The 15,271-nt window shown below is 65.4% G+C and carries 15 protein-coding genes; 6 read left to right on the top strand and 9 right to left on the bottom strand.

Annotated features, from left to right (window positions below):
- Positions 1-70 precede the first annotated feature (70 nt).
- Positions 71-2,086 carry a TonB-dependent receptor plug domain-containing protein gene (locus tag AAA969_RS10030; RefSeq protein ID WP_338245891.1) on the bottom strand — a complete coding sequence of 672 codons (2,016 nt, stop codon included), beginning with the start codon at positions 2,084-2,086 and terminating at the stop codon, positions 71-73.
- A gap of 31 nt (positions 2,087-2,117) precedes the next feature.
- On the bottom strand, positions 2,118-2,627 hold the full coding sequence (locus AAA969_RS10035) for a hypothetical protein (RefSeq protein WP_338245892.1): 510 nt from the start codon (positions 2,625-2,627) through the stop codon (positions 2,118-2,120).
- A gap of 286 nt (positions 2,628-2,913) precedes the next feature.
- On the opposite strand from AAA969_RS10035, the gene AAA969_RS10040 reads away from it, so the two are divergent.
- Positions 2,914-3,411 (top strand): paraquat-inducible protein A, encoded by a 498-nt coding sequence (locus AAA969_RS10040; protein WP_338245893.1) that lies wholly within the window; start codon positions 2,914-2,916, stop codon positions 3,409-3,411.
- Here the strand turns inward: AAA969_RS10040 and AAA969_RS10045 are convergent.
- Positions 3,408-3,884: a MarR family winged helix-turn-helix transcriptional regulator gene (locus AAA969_RS10045; protein WP_338245894.1), complete on the bottom strand. Its 477-nt coding sequence runs from the start codon at positions 3,882-3,884 to the stop codon at positions 3,408-3,410. The two genes, AAA969_RS10040 and AAA969_RS10045, sit on opposite strands and share 4 nt — an antisense overlap.
- A gap of 84 nt (positions 3,885-3,968) precedes the next feature.
- On the opposite strand from AAA969_RS10045, the gene AAA969_RS10050 reads away from it, so the two are divergent.
- Positions 3,969-4,613, top strand: coding sequence for a fumarylacetoacetate hydrolase family protein (locus AAA969_RS10050; RefSeq protein WP_338245895.1), 645 nt, complete (start codon positions 3,969-3,971; stop codon positions 4,611-4,613).
- Positions 4,614-4,616: 3 nt separating this feature from the next.
- A complete protein-coding gene (gene maiA, locus AAA969_RS10055; RefSeq protein WP_338245896.1) occupies positions 4,617-5,264 on the top strand; it encodes a maleylacetoacetate isomerase in 648 nt (215 codons plus the stop codon).
- On the opposite strand, the gene AAA969_RS10060 is transcribed toward maiA, so the two are convergent.
- Positions 5,261-6,433: a DUF418 domain-containing protein gene (locus tag AAA969_RS10060; protein WP_338245897.1), complete on the bottom strand. Its 1,173-nt coding sequence runs from the start codon at positions 6,431-6,433 to the stop codon at positions 5,261-5,263. The two genes, maiA and AAA969_RS10060, sit on opposite strands and share 4 nt — an antisense overlap.
- A gap of 143 nt (positions 6,434-6,576) precedes the next feature.
- On the opposite strand from AAA969_RS10060, the gene AAA969_RS10065 reads away from it, so the two are divergent.
- Positions 6,577-6,846 (top strand): hypothetical protein, encoded by a 270-nt coding sequence (locus AAA969_RS10065; RefSeq protein WP_338245898.1) that lies wholly within the window; start codon positions 6,577-6,579, stop codon positions 6,844-6,846.
- Positions 6,847-7,034: 188 nt separating this feature from the next.
- A complete protein-coding gene (locus tag AAA969_RS10070) occupies positions 7,035-9,074 on the top strand; it encodes a hypothetical protein (protein WP_338245899.1) in 2,040 nt (679 codons plus the stop codon).
- A 37-nt stretch (positions 9,075-9,111) separates the two neighbouring features.
- Here the strand turns inward: AAA969_RS10070 and AAA969_RS10075 are convergent, their stop codons facing one another.
- The 5 genes from AAA969_RS10075 to AAA969_RS10095 are packed head-to-tail and all read right to left on the bottom strand — an operon-like array spanning position 9,112 to position 13,799.
- On the bottom strand, positions 9,112-9,741 hold the full coding sequence (locus AAA969_RS10075; RefSeq protein WP_338245900.1) for an ABC-type transport auxiliary lipoprotein family protein: 630 nt from the start codon (positions 9,739-9,741) through the stop codon (positions 9,112-9,114).
- Positions 9,738-10,688 carry an MlaD family protein gene (locus AAA969_RS10080; RefSeq protein ID WP_338245901.1) on the bottom strand — a complete coding sequence of 317 codons (951 nt, stop codon included), beginning with the start codon at positions 10,686-10,688 and terminating at the stop codon, positions 9,738-9,740. Before AAA969_RS10080 ends, AAA969_RS10075 begins: the two co-directional genes overlap by 4 nt.
- A gap of 3 nt (positions 10,689-10,691) precedes the next feature.
- A complete protein-coding gene (locus tag AAA969_RS10085; protein WP_047157482.1) occupies positions 10,692-11,465 on the bottom strand; it encodes an ABC transporter ATP-binding protein in 774 nt (257 codons plus the stop codon).
- On the bottom strand, positions 11,462-12,607 hold the full coding sequence (locus tag AAA969_RS10090) for an ABC transporter permease (RefSeq protein WP_338245902.1): 1,146 nt from the start codon (positions 12,605-12,607) through the stop codon (positions 11,462-11,464). The genes AAA969_RS10085 and AAA969_RS10090 overlap by 4 nt, the downstream gene beginning before the upstream one ends.
- Positions 12,608-12,626: 19 nt before the next feature.
- Positions 12,627-13,799, bottom strand: coding sequence for an MFS transporter (locus AAA969_RS10095; protein ID WP_338245903.1), 1,173 nt, complete (start codon positions 13,797-13,799; stop codon positions 12,627-12,629).
- Between the two features lie 230 nt (positions 13,800-14,029).
- Here AAA969_RS10095 and AAA969_RS10100 point away from each other — a divergent pair, with 230 nt between their 5' ends.
- Positions 14,030-15,268: a glycosyltransferase family 4 protein gene (locus AAA969_RS10100; RefSeq protein ID WP_338247236.1), complete on the top strand. Its 1,239-nt coding sequence runs from the start codon at positions 14,030-14,032 to the stop codon at positions 15,266-15,268.
- Positions 15,269-15,271 lie beyond the last annotated feature (3 nt).

Genomic DNA, 15,271 nt, shown 5'->3' on the forward strand with positions numbered 1-15,271 from the left:
AATTCACGTGAATCGCTGAAATCAGGGTTAACGCCCCGGCACCTTTTGGCACCGGGGCGTTCATTTCGTATTAGAAGCTGCTGCTCAGACCGAACCAGACGCGGGATTCGCCCTGGGCATTCGCACCAGTGTTTTCGCCGTCGCCGAAATTGGCGTTCTGCGCGTTGACCGAAACAGCGACATGGTCGTTGAAGCGATAGCCGGCCCGCAGGGAGACGGCCACATAGGCGTCGATGTCGACCTGGGTCGGAACACCGAAGACCGGCTGCAGAGGACTGGTGGTGTCCGCGACATAGTTCACGAAACCGTCCACCGACAGCTGTTCACCGGTCCAGCCGAGATGGCCGTTGAACAGGTGGGTCGGCGTTGCACCCTCGAAGTTCTGGACATGTCCGAGGCCGAACGTGCCGTCCAGATCGTCTTCGGTCTTCTGGTAGGTATAGTTGGCATCCCAGTCCCAGTGACCTTCCGGGTCACCGGCGAAGCCGAGTTCGAAACCGGTCGTGGTGGTGTCACCCCGGTTGTCGAACAGCAGCGTCGGGATGGTGACGGCCGGCGGCAGCAGATCCGGGAACAGGCCGAACTGGCCGCGGACATCCGACGTGTCCTGCATGAACACCGCAGCGCGCATGTCGATCGTCGGTGTCAGGCTGCGGTCATAGGCAACCTCAAAGCTGTCCACGATCGACGGGACCATGTTCGGATTGCCCGACAGGATGATCGGATTGCCGCCGGCGGTCGTCTGCAGCGTAAAGCCGATGTCGAAGGAGGTCGGCGCCTGGATGCCACGACCGGCCATGAAGCGCATCGAGCCACCAAAGGACGGGCGCCAGACGAGCGCCGCATTGTAGGAGAACTCTTCGAATGAGACCGAGTAATCGTCCTGGGTAAAGCTGTACAGGGCGGTCGGTGCGCCATCACGGCTCCAGTCGACGACGTCATAGCGACCGGCCAGGGTCAGGTCCCACGTGTTGGAGAACTTGTGGTTCCACATCACGGACGCGGCCATCGACTCATAGCCGAAATCGCCATTGCCCGGGTCGGGGAAGGAGGCGGTCTGGCCGTCGCGGTATTCAGCGCCGATCCGGAACGTGTTGTTGGTGCCGACCTTGAACAGGTCCTGGACGCGGAAGGTGGTCAGTTCGGCGCTGAGCGGACCGAAGCTGTAGGCGATCTCGCTCTCATTGCGGTAGGCGAGAGCCGAGATCACGCCGTAATCGGTGTCAGCTTCCAGCTCGACCTTGTAGGAGCGCAGCTCATAAAGCGCACGGGCAGACGTGTAGACCGAGGTCATTTCCGACTGGTCGACATTGGTGAAGGTGGCTTCAGCGGTCAGGTTGACCTTGTTGGTCAGGGCGAAACGCCCTTCAACCGCACCGGTCTCGCGGTGAAAGTCGCTGGTCGCCAGGGCGATGGCGGACGTCGCATTCACACCGGCTGGCAGTTCAGAGGTTTCCGCATTGCCGTAGCTGACGCGAACGGCAGCGCGATCACCAAACTGGCGGGCACCGACAAAGGCCGCATCAAAGCCGCCGTCTGTCTCCACATTCACGCGGGCCGTGGCATAGTTACCATGCTGCGGGTTACGGGTGATGATGTTGACGACACCGGCGACCGCGTTGAAGCCATAGAGAGCCGACTGGGCGCCCTTGACGACTTCGATCTGCTGGATCTCTTCCAGCTGGACCGGCAGGGTCGACCAGGCGGTGTAGCCATAGCTGTCGAGATAGACTTCACGGCCATTCACCAGCACCAGGAGGCGCGGCGAGTACGGTGTGGCGGCGCCACGGATCGAGACTTGGCCGTCGCCGTAACCATAGCGGTTATAGTCGATGCCGGCATAGTGACGCAGGATGCCCGGGATGTCGTATTCCGGGAAGCGTTCGATATCGGCCTGGGTGATGATGATCATCGTGGCCGGAACGTCCGACGCACGTTGCGGGGCGCCCGTGGCGCCCGCCGTCACCGGCTCGCCAAACAGCTCGCTCATCGCGGTATAGTCGAGCGACTGCGCAGACGCCGCGGCGGAGAAGGCGACAGTCAGCGCAAGCACCGAGATCGACGTTGTGAGGGATTGCATTTTCATAGTCGTAGCTCTTTCAAAAACTTGTTTGCGCTTAGATTTCTTCGATCATCATGGCGAAGGCGGCAGCGAAGGAGACAGACGAGCTGTCGGCCGCGCCGCGATTGACCACGATGCGGACGGACGGCGCGCTCTGGACACCCATCACGCACTGGGCGCTCTGTACGCAGCCCATGTCGGTTGAGACGGTCATCACGCCAGCCGCGCTCGCCGCGCTGAACACACCGGCATCACCCGCCGCGCCGCCCAGCAGGACGGCCGCGTCAGCGCCGCCCAGCGAACCGGTGTCACCCATCGGGACAAGGCGGGCGTTGAGTGTCACACGACCCGCCGACAGGCCGCCCGACATGGCCGAGGCCAGGGCCTGGGCCTCGGCTTCACTGGCCGGGTCGTAAACGATGGCAACGGTGCGGTCGGAGCCGCTGGCGCCTTCCACGAAGCCCAACGCACGGCCAATAACTTCGAGATCGCGTTGGGTGGTTTCAGCCATGACCGGCGAGGTCAGCAGCAGTCCGGCCAGTGCCGGCAGAAGATATTTGCGCATTGGGGAGTAGCCCGTCCTGTTTCATCCTTGCCGCAGTGCGGCGTATGGGTCGGACCTAGGGGACGGAGATTAACCACGACTTTCGGCGCGATCATTGGATATTACCAATACTTGTAATACCTTATGACTAGAGCAAGCCTCTGCGATCTTCACAACAATGACACAACCGCCAACCTTGAGACGCAAAAAAAATCAAGTATAGTTTGCCTCGACGAGGCGGTAGCCGGTGCCGCACTTTCCCGGATTTCGCCTCTTTTCAGCCGACTTCCCGATGCTGGATGAAGTGATGCGCGCGACGGATAATTTTCGGCCCAGTTCAGTAACGACCGGCTTGCTCTTGCTTGCCAGCGTGCTTTTGGTGCCGGGATTACTGCTGCCCGCGATTGAAACCCGGCACCTCGGCCTGTGGGGCGACGAGCACTCCATCCTGGCGCTTGGCGTCTCTCTCGCCGGTGATGGCGAATGGCTCCTCGCCGTCACGGTTCTGAGCTTTTCGGTCGGCTTTCCGCTGACCAAGCTGGTCTGGATGTGGCGCTTGCAGCTGATCGCCCCGGCTCCCGTTGCTGACATGGCCTCGCTGAAACGGACGACCGATCTGCGCTGGCTGGAACGCCTGGGCAAATGGTCGATGGCGGATGTACTGGTGATTGCGCTGGTCGTGTTCAGCCTGCAGGGCAATCTGTTGCTGGAGGCAAGGCCGCTGATCGGCGCAGGCTGCTTCGCCCTGTCGACCCTGCTGGCCATGTGGGCTGCCGGACGGATTGTCGACGCCGCTCGTCCCTAGCCGTTCCCGTCCGCCAGCAATTCCGCAGCGCGCTGGCGCAGGACGTCCAGCATCTGAGCAAGCTTTGCAATCTCGGCGTCGTCCAGACCGGTCAGCAGATCGGCTTCGGCGTCGAGCGCGACCGGCGTGATTTCGCGATAGGTCCGGCGTCCCGCCTCGGTCAGGTGCAGATCGCGTGACCGGCGATCGCTCTCGCGCTCGGCCTGTACGACCAGACCGCGCTCGACCAACGTCTTGACGGCGCGGCTGACCGACACCTTGTCCATCGCCGCAATGTCGGACAGGGCCTGCGCCGTCATCGGTTCGGCCTCGCCCAGCAGCGCGATCACCCGCCACTCCCAGATCGTCAGGCCGAAACGGTCCTGATAGGCACGGGCGATCAGGCGACTGACCTGGTTGGACGTCACCGCCAGGCGGTAGGGCAGATAGTCACGCAGGCTGAGAGCCGGCGGCGTCGGGGTCGGATCACTCATGCCCCAGAGGTGCCGGATGCCGGCGACAGCTGCAAGGCGTTTGTTGGCTCGACGGCGCGCCCCGCCTCGGGCTATCGATAGCGCATGACCGATATCATCTCCCGCCCCGCTCCGCCGCGCCTTGCGATTGATGGCGACAGCCGTACCTTTCCGGTCGGTCGCGTCTTCTGCATCGGTCGCAACTATGCCGACCACGCCAAGGAGATGGGGGCCGCCGCCGAGGCCATCTTCTTCACCAAGCCGGCCAGCGCCGTAACCACCGACGCGGCCCTGCCCTACCCGACCGAAACCGAGGACCTTCATCATGAAGTCGAGCTGGTCCTCGCGCTGGGAGACGGAGGGCGCATCATCGCCTCCGGCGTTGGCGTCGACCTGACCAAGCGAGACCTGCAAGCGCGACTCAAGGCCAAGTCGGCCCCATGGGAAATTGCCAAGGGCTTTGACGGTTCGGCTCCGATGGGGTCGCTGCGGCTGGGCGAGCCACCGGCGAGCGGGGCGATCAGCCTGTCCGTCAACGGGGTGACCCGGCAGTCAGGCGATCTTGCCCAGATGATCCTGCCGCCGGCCGCCCTGCTGGCCGAGCTGGGCCGGTTCTTTGCCTTGCAACCGGGCGACCTGGTCTTTACCGGCACGCCGGCGGGCGTCTCCGCGCTGGTGCCCGGCGATCAGGTCTCGGCGCGGATTGCCGGACTGCCCCCGCTCGACTTCACCCTCACCGAAAGGCGCTGAGCCATGACCACCACGCTGTACGGCTACTGGCGCTCAAGCGCGGCCTATCGGCTGCGGATCGCGCTCAATCTGAAGGGCGTCTCCTATGAGCAGGTCGCCATTAACCTGAAAGAGGGCGAGCAGGCCGGCGCCGACTGGCTGGCTATCCAGCCGCAGGGCCTGGTCCCCGTCCTCGCACATGAGGGCGACCGGCTGCTGCAATCGCCGGCTATCCTCGAATGGATCGACGAGACCTGGCCCGAACCGGCCTTCCTGCCGCGCAACGCCGCCGAGCGCTGCCGCATTCGCGGCTGGGCGTCGATCATCGGCTGCGACATCCACCCCTTGCAGAATCTGCGCGTGCTCAAGGCCGTGGCCGGCGATCTCGGTCAGGGTCCGGACGGCATGAAGGCCTGGGCCCAACGCTGGATGAAAACCGGCATGGACGCGCTGGAGACGCTGGTGAAGGCGGCACCGCGAACGGGCGAATATCTCGGCGGCCAGACCCCGGGCCTCGCGGACATCTACCTCGTCCCGCAGTGCTACAATGTCCGCCGGTGGGGGCTCGACATGGCTGACTGGCCCGCGCTCGCCGCGGCCGACGCCGCCTGCACGGCGCTGCCGGCTTTCCAGAACGCCGCGCCGGAAAACCAGCCCGACGCCGAGGCCTAGCGTCGGCGCAGGCGTGTGGCATGACGGGCGGTGAGACTGTCCAGCAGCCATTCGACCGGGCCCGCCCGCAGCCAGCGATCAATGGCCCAGACGGCCCCGCCCTGCCCGATGGCGAGCAGGAGGCCGAGTGCGAACAGCCCGGCCGGGCTGACCTGCCCGAACAGGGCAAGGCCGGGCACACCGGAGAACAGCAGCGTCAGCACAATGATCTGCCCGACATGCAGGCTCAGCCAGGCATGGCCGGCGCGGATCAGAAAGAGCTGCAGCGTCTCGGCGATCCGGAAACGGATCGCCAGCACCACCAGCGCGGCATAGCCATAGGCCACAAGTGGCGCCCCGACCGCGTGCGCGACCATGCCCTGCCAGACCTGGGACGGGACGAAACCACCCGCCAGACTGTGCAATGCACTCCAGCCGGTGAGCGGCAGGCCGATGCCCAGCGCCCCGGCTGCGGTGAGGACCAGACCCATCACCGGCCCCCGACCGCCCCAGAAGCCGCGCTCGACCAGTTCCATGCCGAGCAGGATCAGTCCAAGCACGCCGCCGCCGAGAAAGAAGATCTCGATCAGGTGGAATTGCAGCGCTGTCGCCATATTGGTCGGCAGATGCGCGAAGAAGCCAGACTGGTGCGCGCTGTCGATGGCCGCGATGCGGGCGGCGTCCAGCCCCAGCAGGTCGGCAATCCCCATCGTGTCGGGCAGGAGTGCGGTGATGCCGGCGCCGGCCAGCACGATCAGGAAGGTGCCGCCAATCAGGGCCGCCAGCGTCATCCAGCGGGTCGCCGGTCGCAGCGCCTGCATCGGCCGTGCAATCATCCCTGCCAGCGCGATCACGGTCAGCAATTCGCCATACCAGAACAGATAGGCCAGCCCTACGCCCAGCACGCAAAGCCAGCCCAGTCCACCGGGCGCATCGGTCTGTACCCGCAGCGCCAGCGCTGACCCGAACAGGACAATCAGCAGGATGTTGAAGGTCCAGGACGCGAAGGTCTGGCCGAGCCACCAGGCGAGACTGTCGAGCGGGCCGGGCGGTGTTGCCTGCAAGGGCAGGATGTCGGCCGCCGCCCAGACATGGGCAAAGCCGGACAGGTTGGCAAAGAGCAGCCCGAAGACGGTGATGCCGAGCATGATCAGAACGCCCGCCTCTTCGTCTTCCCGTGCCGCGTTCATGCCTGCTCCTGCGGGGCTCGCCCCATTTCCGCCATCATCTTACAAACTCTTCACGAAGCTCTCATGTTTCGTGAATTGCCTTCACCGTATGCAGGTAGCAATCACAAGTTCAATACTTTCAGGCCCCGGGACGCACACCTGAAATGGTCCAGTTTCTGATCACCCTCATCGAGTGGTTCGCCATCATGGCGCTATCGTCGGTCGGCATCGAGACCTCCGCGGCGGGAAGCTGCGCCTCGAATGCGACCGCGCGCCCGGCCGAGTATCGGGAAGCGAGCTTCCAGCTGAGCGACCCGGTCGGCAAGCCTGGCTGGGCGAATATGGCCGATGACGGCTGCAATGGCTGGATGCCGGTCCGCGACCGTGAGAGCGTGCCCGAGCTGCTTTCGCCGCCCCTGGTCTACAATAGCTGATCCCCGGACGCCGCTGATCCCCGGACGCCGCTGATCCACGCGACCTTTCCGCTGCAAATATTGAATTTGCATAGATTATCTGTGTGCCTCGGGCGCATCTCCCCTTATTGTCTGCCATACTAGGACGTACCGGCACGCCCGCAGCGCGCGGACAGGCCCAATGCGAATTGCAGCCAGTCAGGCCCGAAATGACCGATACCAAGCCAGACCACACCATCGAACTCGCGGAGATGACCATGGCCGACGAGGACAGCGGCACGCCGCTGGCACATGCCAATGGCAAGGCCCTCGCGCAGCCGGTTGCCCCTGAGGCGACCGCATCCGAGGCACCGCCGCGCGGCGGAAACTGGCTGGTCTGGCTGGGCAATTGCTTCGCCCTCTTCTGGGTTGGCGGGGCCAGCGCCTTCCTGTGGGGGTATCTCGGCATCCAGTCGCTCGAAGCCCTGGGCCGATACGGCTTCGGTCAGCTGACCGGTCTCTCGGTGTTCGCCCTCCTGCCCGCCCTGATCTTCATCATCGCTGGCATGATGGCCCGCGAGATCGTGCGCAATTCGGCGAATACCCGCCGCGTCGAGCTGGCGATCCGCAAGCTGGCCGAGCCGGCCCAGTATGCCCGTCATGAAGTCCAGAGCCTGTCCGACGCCGTTTCCGGCGAGGTCGAGCGGATCAATTCGGCGCTGGAAAGCGCCCTCGCCCGGCTCGCCGCGATGGAAGAAGTGATCAGCCACCACGCCGAGTCGCTGGAACAGTCCGCGACCGATGCCCGCGACCGCACCGAACACTTGCTCAAGGGGCTGCGCACCGAGCGCCTGCGTCTCGGCGAGGTCTCGGAATCGCTCGACGACAAGGCCGCCCTGATCGCCGCGGCCATTTCCGACCAGTCCAAGATGGTCGCCGCTGCGGCCGAGCTGGCCGCAAGCCAGGCGACCGATAGCGAAAAGCGTATCCGCGCCAGCGTGCTTGACCTCAACGAGGCCGGCAGTGCGGTGACCGAACGCAGTGACGCCGCCGCCCTGGTCATCGCCGAGCGGACCAGCCATCTGCGTGAACTGTCGGATGGTCTCAAGGAACGCTCGGAAAATCTTGATGCCGCCTATGTGAAACACCGCCAGCGCCTGGCCGATGCCGGCGAGGCCCTGCGCAAGGAGCAGGAGAAGATCGGCGCCGCGCTCGATTTCCACAAGGCCGAGCTGGAAGCCATGGCGACCACGGCCCGCGATGGGGCCGACGCCCTCAATTCAGCCGCCGCAAACGGCGCGGTGGCCTTCCGCGAGGCGGTAGAGGCCGCCATCGAGCGCGCCGACGGCATGGCCGGACGTGTCCGGGCCGAGACCGAGAGCGCTGCACAGGATCATGAATCCGCCCTCGCCCGCCTGATCGCCTCGGCCCAGGAAGCCAAGGCGGTGTCCGACGCGGCGATTGATGCCATCGAGGCCCAGGCCGACATTGTCGCCAACAAGGTCGAGAAAACCAATGAGGCCGCCTATGAGGCGGCTCGCCGCTCGGACGAAGCTTTCGACCTGCGCCTGGCGGAAGCCGACAAGCTGACCAAGCGCGCCTCGCTGGCTGCCGACGAAGCGGCTGAAGCGGTCCGCAAACGCCTTGAGTCCGTGCTCGCCTCGGCGCGGTCGGAGACCCAGACCGTCGAGCGCCATATCGAGGCGATGACCGAGCGCCTGGCCGAGATGCCGGGTCTGGCCCGCGATCGGGCGCAAGAGGCCGCCGACACCGTCCGGCGCGGGCTCGAAGGTCTCAACGCAGCGGCTATGGCCGCTGCCGAGGAAGCCCAGGAAATCGATGCCGCTTTCCAGGCCCGTATCCGCCAGAATTACGAGCTGCTGTCGGACTTCATGCTGCGCATGGGGTCCGTCGCCGGTGGCCGGCGCGCACCGGAGCTCGCCAGCAACGAGCTGCCTGATCCGCTGGCTGGCCGCAAGCCGCGACGCCCGGCACCCGATCAGGCCGAGCCCGAAGCGGCAGACAGCGATGACGCAGCCGATGACGAGATGAAGCGCCCGCTGGGCCATTCGGAGGCTTCGACCAAGCCGCGCCCGGACACCGCCGTCGGTTTCCCGGAACGCGGCGGACGCCGGTCCAACGCTTCCGGCGGTGAACCGGGCTGGCGCTGGAAGGATCTCCTGTCGAGCATGCCGGAGAATGAAGACGCGCCGGCGCCCAAGCGGGATCGCCGGTCACGCAAGGATGACGACAGCTCCAGCGAAAGCTGAGCGGGACCCGCCCTTCATGCGATCGGTCCGGACGCGCCTAGTTGGCGAGTGTGGCGGCCCGGCTCGCCGTCCAGTCGGCAATCTCGCGGCTGGCCGCCTGGGCGGCATCGTCAAACGCGGCGACAATGTCGCTGGTGCGGTTATTGGTGGCACGGGCTTCCGCCGTCACCACACGTGCGCCGGCGAACTGCCGCCCTTGCTCGGCGACCAGACGCGCCGAAATCCGGACGCGGATCAATGGCGCGACGCCCTCACCGCGATCATAGATCGCCTCGAATTCCTGCATGTCGAGGCGCAGCTCGTAATCGGCGCGCACACCATCATCGGCCCGCGTCGGGGCCAGCTGGGCATTGTTTGCGTTGAAGGTATCGATCACCAGGCTCTGCAGCAGGCGCGGAGCGGGTGATATCCAGCGCGCGCCGGCAATATAGGCGAGACTGGAGCCATTGCGCATGATCGCGATCTGATCGCCGGACAGGCCGCGTGGGGCATTGGGGACATCGATCTCGACAACCGTCCAGTGATCGCCCGTGAGCTCCGCAGGCTGCGGGGCCGACAGACGGTACACCGAGACCGGCTCGGACTCCGGCAGCAAGGAGACGCAGGCGGAGACCGACAGGGCGCTCAACCCGACAAGGGCGGCACGGATAAAGCGTGATCCGCTCATTGCGGCACCTCCACGGTTTCACGGGGCGCTCCGGCAATGAAGCCGCCCGGATTGCTTTCGACTTCCGACGTGATCCGTTCCAGCGAGGCGACAACGCGGCGCAGGTCCGACAGGGTGCGGTTGAGGTCCTCGATACCGCTATCGGCGAGGCTCTCGATGGCCGGCTGCAGGGTCAGCACGATCTGGTTGGTGTCCGCGGCGGCCTGGTTGACGGCCATCGCGGCCAGGGTCGTTTCATTGGTGGCGAGCGTCATCTCATTGTCGAGGAAAGCCCCGGCCGTGACACCGAATTGCTCGAGTGAGCCCGCAGCATCCGACATGTCCCGGGCGGCGGCATCAATGCTCGCCAGCGTGTTGCGTACATCTTCGACCAGCGCCGCTTCCTCCGACAGCCGGTCGGTAATCTCGCGCAGATTGGTCAGCGTGGCAGAAACCTCGCCGACATTCTGCTCGCTGAGCAGGGCGGTCAGACGGAAGAGCGTGGTCTGGGCGGCATCGAGCACGTCCTCGGACCCTTCGACCAGGCCTTCCAGCTGGGCCCGACGGGCGAAGATCTGTGGCGGTGGCCGGTTGGCGGGGCTCTCGAGACGCAGGGCGTCCGGCGTGCCGCCGGTGATGAGAATATAGGACAGGCCGGTCAGGCCCTGCGGCTCGAGCTGGGCCTCGCTGTCGACCCGGACCGGGGTCTGGGCGAGCACCCGGATACGGGCGATCACCCGGCTCTGGTCGTCCAGCTCAAGTCCGGTCACCTCGCCGACCTGGATCCCGTTGAACCGGACCTCGCCGCTTTCGCGCAGGCCACGCACAGGTCCGTCGAAAACGATATCGTAGAAGGCATAGTCCTCGTCAAAGGAGACCTTGCCGAGCCAGAGCGCGAAAAACCCGCCGGCCGCCAGCAGGAGAACGGCGAACAGGCCGACCAGGGCGTGATGGGCTTTGGTTTCCATGTACTAGCTCCCCTTGGCCGTTTCAGCGGCACGGCCACGCGGCCCGTGAAAGTATTCCTGGATCCAGGGATGTTGATTGGTCAACAACTCCCTGATTGGTGCCACGGCTTCAACCCGCTTGTCGGCCAAAACCGCCACGCGGTCGCAAATTGCGTACAGACTGTCGAGGTCGTGTGTGATCATGACCACAGTCAGGCCCAGCGCATCGGACAATTCGCGGATCAGACTGTCGAAGGCCGCCGCGCCGATCGGGTCGAGTCCGGCCGTCGGTTCGTCGAGAAACAGGATTTCCGGATCGAGAGCCAGCGCCCGGGCCAGGGCCGCGCGCTTGCGCATGCCGCCGGACAGTTCCGAGGGAAACCGGTCGGCGGCGCTCTGATCGAGCCCGGCCAGGCCGATCTTCATGCCGGCGATCTCTTCCATCAGCGAGACCGGCATGTCGATATGCTCCCGCAGCGGCGCCATGACGTTTTCCAGCACCGAGAGCGAGGTGAACAGCGCGCCATTCTGGAAGAGGACACCGAGACGGCTATCGATCTTCCGACGCTCCCGCTCAGACAGGTCACCCAGACGGCGACCATCGAAGAGAATCTCGCCGCCATCGGGCTGTTTTAGTCCGAGAATGGTGTTCAGCAGCACCGTCTTGCCGGTACCTGACCCGCCGACAATACCGAGGATTTCGCCACGGCGGACATCGAGGTCGAGATGTTCGTGGACCACATGCGAACCGAAGGCCGTCCGCAGGTTGCGCACGGAGATGAGGATGTCCTCACTCATATTCCGAGCTCCAGATACATCATCGCGAACAGCGCCTCGAGCACGATCACGGCGAAGATCGACTGCACCACCGAGGCGGTCACGCGGCGCCCGAGCGATTCCACATCACCCTGCACCTGCATGCCCTGCCGGCAGCCGATAATCGCCACGACCAGGCCAAAGACCGGCGCCTTGGACATGCCGACCCAGAAGTGACTGAGATCGAGTTCGGAGTGCAGCCGGGTGATGAAGAGCGCCGGCGAAATATCCTGCGCCGACCACGCCACCAGCATGCCGCCGACAATGCCGGAGACCATGGCACCAAAGGTCAGGAGCGGCGCCATCAACACGCAGGCGACCACGCGCGGCAGGACCAGGGCCTCGAACGGGTCGAGCCCGAGGACGCGCATCGCGTCGACTTCCTGCTGCATCTTCATGGCGCCGATTGAGGCCGTGAAGGCACTGTCGGATCGTCCCGCCAGCATGATGGCGGTAATCAGCACACCGAACTCACGCAGTACCGAGATCCCGACCAGCTCGACCGTGAAGACCGAAAAGCCGACGCTCTGCAAAAGGTTGGCGCCCATATAGGCGACCACGGCACCAATGAAGAAGGACAGCATGGCGACGATAGGCAGGGCGTTGACGCCCACTTCCTCCATTGCCCACACGGTCGGCGTCAGGCGGAAGCGCCAGGGCTGGACAAAGCAGCTCAGACCCGTGGTCAGCGTCTTGCCGAAAAAGGCAAAGGTATCGACGGCCTCGTCATAGGCCGCTTCCAGTCCGGCGCCGATCCGCGCCATCGCCTTCATGAAGCCGAAGGTCGGCACCTCGTCCGGCGCGCAGATCTGGGTGCGTTGACGGACTTCCTCGATCAGCCGGCGCGCGGTGCGGTGGTCGCCGATGAAATGGAATGCCGCATCCGGCGTCGGACAGCGTCGCGTTGCCCGCCCGAGCAGGTAGGCCCCGGACGTGTCGATGCGGCCGAGATGCGTGAAATCGACAATGATGTTGCAGGCGTCGGTGCTGTTCTCGACAGCATGGATGGCGCGGTCATGGCGGCCGATCGTATCGACGACCCAATCCCCATGGGGTTCAAGGATCGTGCGCTCGCCCTCCTCGCGCACAACCAGTTCCGCTCTTGCCGGCGATTCGTCCCGCATACCCCTCATCGCTGCAACCCTAGTCGATATTGTCCCGGCGCGGGAGTGAAGAAACGCGATGCAACTGAATTGCCGCGACCAGGCCGACAAGGCCGGGCAGCATCATGAAAGCAAAGCCGCCAATGCCGAATTGTGCGAAGGCATAACCGGACAGGGTCGACATCGCGGCCAGCAGCACGCCGCCCGAAATCGCCGAATTGAGGCCCTGAGCCAGGGCGGTCTGGTCGTCGGGCATGTCCTGGGCCGTGAAGCGCAGGAAACCGACATAGGTCGCCGCGAAGGTCAACGCATGCAGGGCCTGCAAGGGAAAGAGCGCCCAGAGCGGCGGCGACAGCGCCGTCGCTCCCCAGCGCAACAGCGAGGCGAGCCCGCCAATCATCATCAGCGCCGCCGGGCTGAGCCGGCCCAGCCAGCCGCGCCCCGACAGCCACAGGAAAGCGATCTCGAAGGCCACGGCAAAGGCCCAGAGCGCCCCGACCATGGCGCCGCTAATCCCCTGCGCTGACCACGCATTGGCGGAAACGACATAGTAGAAGGCGTGACCGGACTGGATCAGGGCCGAGGCCCCGAGCGCAAGGCCGAGCGGTCCCAGCAGCAATCGCCCGAGGCGCTTCCATTCGTCGGGATCGGGAATATGGCCGGCGGGGCGATGCCCGGGCGGCAGCCAGGCGGCGGCGAGCGCCATCAGCCCGCCGGCGATGATCATCCAGGCCAGCACGCTTTCCGTGCCGAGGCGGTCGATCAGGGCGCCGGCGCTGAAATTGGCGACAATGAACAGGACTGAGCCAAAGGCCCGGACCGGACCGAATTCGAAGGCATGATCGCGCGCCGCGCGGATGGCGAAGGCGTCGGTGACCGGTATCTGTCCGAAAACCAGGGCGCCGGCGGCAAAGGACAGCACCAGCAGGACCCAGGGCGTGGAAACCGGCAGGTGCAGGGCAAAGACGATGACGCTGCCGATCGCAAAGGCGAGAATCGGATCACGGTGCCGCACCGCCCGGTCAGCCCAGCGCGCGCCGATCGGCGAGACCAGCGTCCGCCCGATCATGCCGGCGGCGAGAATCCAGCCAATCCATTCCGGCGACAGGCCTCGGCCGTCCAGCCAGCGCGGGAAATACGGCAGGAAAGCCCCGAACATCAGGTAGAAGGCGCCATAATAGGTCGCAAAGCGCAGGGCTGTGGGTTTGACCATCACTTCATCCTGTCGACCCGATCCCGAGATCGGGCCGCCTGGTCCTCGCGCACGTTTGCGGCCATCCGAAGCGCCGCGTCGCGAGACCGCATTAAGCCGGCAAGACCGGCTTGGCGAACATTGTTCACTTCTATAGGTTCGCGGATCAATTGCCACCGCCGGAATCACGCCTCATGGACGGACTTAACCTTGTTTCCACAAGGATGGAAAAGGAGAGTGACGTGGCGCCGATGCGGTCGCTGCGGGTTCTCGTTACCGGGTATCGCTCGCATCCCCATGTCGGAGGCCAGGGCGTCTATCTGCGCGAACTGACCCGGGCGCTTGTGGCGCTGGGTCATGACGTCTCGGTGGCATCCGGGCCGCCCTATCCCGAACTCGACCCGGGCATCACGCTCTACCAGCTGCCCTCGCTTGACCTGTTCGCCGAGGACAATGCCTTTCTCGCCTTCCACCCCCGCTATCTGACCTCCTGGGCCGATCTGTCGGAATGGCTGGCCCATAATTCGGGCGCCTTTGGCGAACTGTATGCCTTCGGCCGCCGGCTCGACCGTTTCCTGAAGACCCATAGCGACCGTTTCGATGTCATCCATGACAACCAGACGCTCTCCGCCCCGATGATCCGCATCAATGACCGCCTGCCGGTCATCACGACCCTGCACCATCCGATCGCCATTGATCGCGACTATGCCATTGCCGCCGGTCGCAAATGGTGGGAGCGGCTTTTGACCCGGCGGTGGTATCGCTTTGTCGGCATGCAGGCGCGAACCGCCCGCGCCCTGCCGCGGCACCTGGCCGTGTCCGACGCGGCACGCCAAACCCACGCCGAACGCTATGGCGTCGATGCCGGTCGCGTCCGGGTCGCCTTCAACGGGCTCGACCACGACACCTTCCGAACCGACGCGTCGGTGAAGCGCGAGACCGGCCTGATCGTGACCACCGCCAGCGCCGACGTGCCGATCAAGGGGCTGGACGTGCTGATTGAAGCCCTGGCCCGTGTCGCCGCGGCGCGCCCGGCGGCCCGGCTGCACATCATCGGCACGCTGCGCGACGGCCCTGCCAAACGGATGCTGGCCTCGCACGGCCTGGCGGACCGTGTCACCACCTCGTCCGATCTCAGCCGCACGGAAGTGGCCGACCTCTATCGCAAGGCGCATATCGTCGCCTGTCCGGCCCGTTTCGAAGGCTTCGGCTTTCCGGCGGCAGAGGCAATGGCGTGCGGCGCGGCCGTGGCGGCCAGCGATGGCGGGGCGTTGCCCGAAGTCGTCGGCGATGCCGGCCTCGTCTCGCCCGCCGGCGATGCCGGTGCCATGGCGGCCAACCTCGCCCGGCTCCTCGATGACCCGGTTGGCGCGGCCACGCTTGGCGAAAAGGCCGCGATCCGCGCCCGCCGTGAATTCAACTGGTCGAGCCATGCGCTCGCCGCCTCGCATCTCTATGTCGAGGCCTTGTCAGAACAGGTCAGAGCCTAGCCG

The organism is Maricaulis maris, from assembly GCF_036322705.1.
GTDB classification, from domain to species: Bacteria; Pseudomonadota; Alphaproteobacteria; order Caulobacterales; family Maricaulaceae; genus Maricaulis; species Maricaulis maris_B.

Coding starts and splice junctions, on each gene's coding strand:
- AAA969_RS10040 (WP_338245893.1), top strand. CDS start 2,914: ATGCGCGCGACGGATAATTTTCGGCCCAGTTCAGTAACGACCGGCTTG.
- AAA969_RS10030 (WP_338245891.1), bottom strand. CDS start 2,086: ATGAAAATGCAATCCCTCACAACGTCGATCTCGGTGCTTGCGCTGACT.
- AAA969_RS10050 (WP_338245895.1), top strand. CDS start 3,969: ATGACCGATATCATCTCCCGCCCCGCTCCGCCGCGCCTTGCGATTGAT.
- AAA969_RS10075 (WP_338245900.1), bottom strand. CDS start 9,741: ATGAGCGGATCACGCTTTATCCGTGCCGCCCTTGTCGGGTTGAGCGCC.
- AAA969_RS10060 (WP_338245897.1), bottom strand. CDS start 6,433: ATGAACGCGGCACGGGAAGACGAAGAGGCGGGCGTTCTGATCATGCTC.
- AAA969_RS10090 (WP_338245902.1), bottom strand. CDS start 12,607: ATGCGGGACGAATCGCCGGCAAGAGCGGAACTGGTTGTGCGCGAGGAG.
- AAA969_RS10100 (WP_338247236.1), top strand. CDS start 14,030: ATGCGGTCGCTGCGGGTTCTCGTTACCGGGTATCGCTCGCATCCCCAT.
- AAA969_RS10065 (WP_338245898.1), top strand. CDS start 6,577: ATGGTCCAGTTTCTGATCACCCTCATCGAGTGGTTCGCCATCATGGCG.
- AAA969_RS10085 (WP_047157482.1), bottom strand. CDS start 11,465: ATGAGTGAGGACATCCTCATCTCCGTGCGCAACCTGCGGACGGCCTTC.
- AAA969_RS10095 (WP_338245903.1), bottom strand. CDS start 13,799: ATGGTCAAACCCACAGCCCTGCGCTTTGCGACCTATTATGGCGCCTTC.
- AAA969_RS10070 (WP_338245899.1), top strand. CDS start 7,035: ATGACCGATACCAAGCCAGACCACACCATCGAACTCGCGGAGATGACC.
- maiA (WP_338245896.1), top strand. CDS start 4,617: ATGACCACCACGCTGTACGGCTACTGGCGCTCAAGCGCGGCCTATCGG.
- AAA969_RS10045 (WP_338245894.1), bottom strand. CDS start 3,884: ATGAGTGATCCGACCCCGACGCCGCCGGCTCTCAGCCTGCGTGACTAT.
- AAA969_RS10080 (WP_338245901.1), bottom strand. CDS start 10,688: ATGGAAACCAAAGCCCATCACGCCCTGGTCGGCCTGTTCGCCGTTCTC.
- AAA969_RS10035 (WP_338245892.1), bottom strand. CDS start 2,627: ATGCGCAAATATCTTCTGCCGGCACTGGCCGGACTGCTGCTGACCTCG.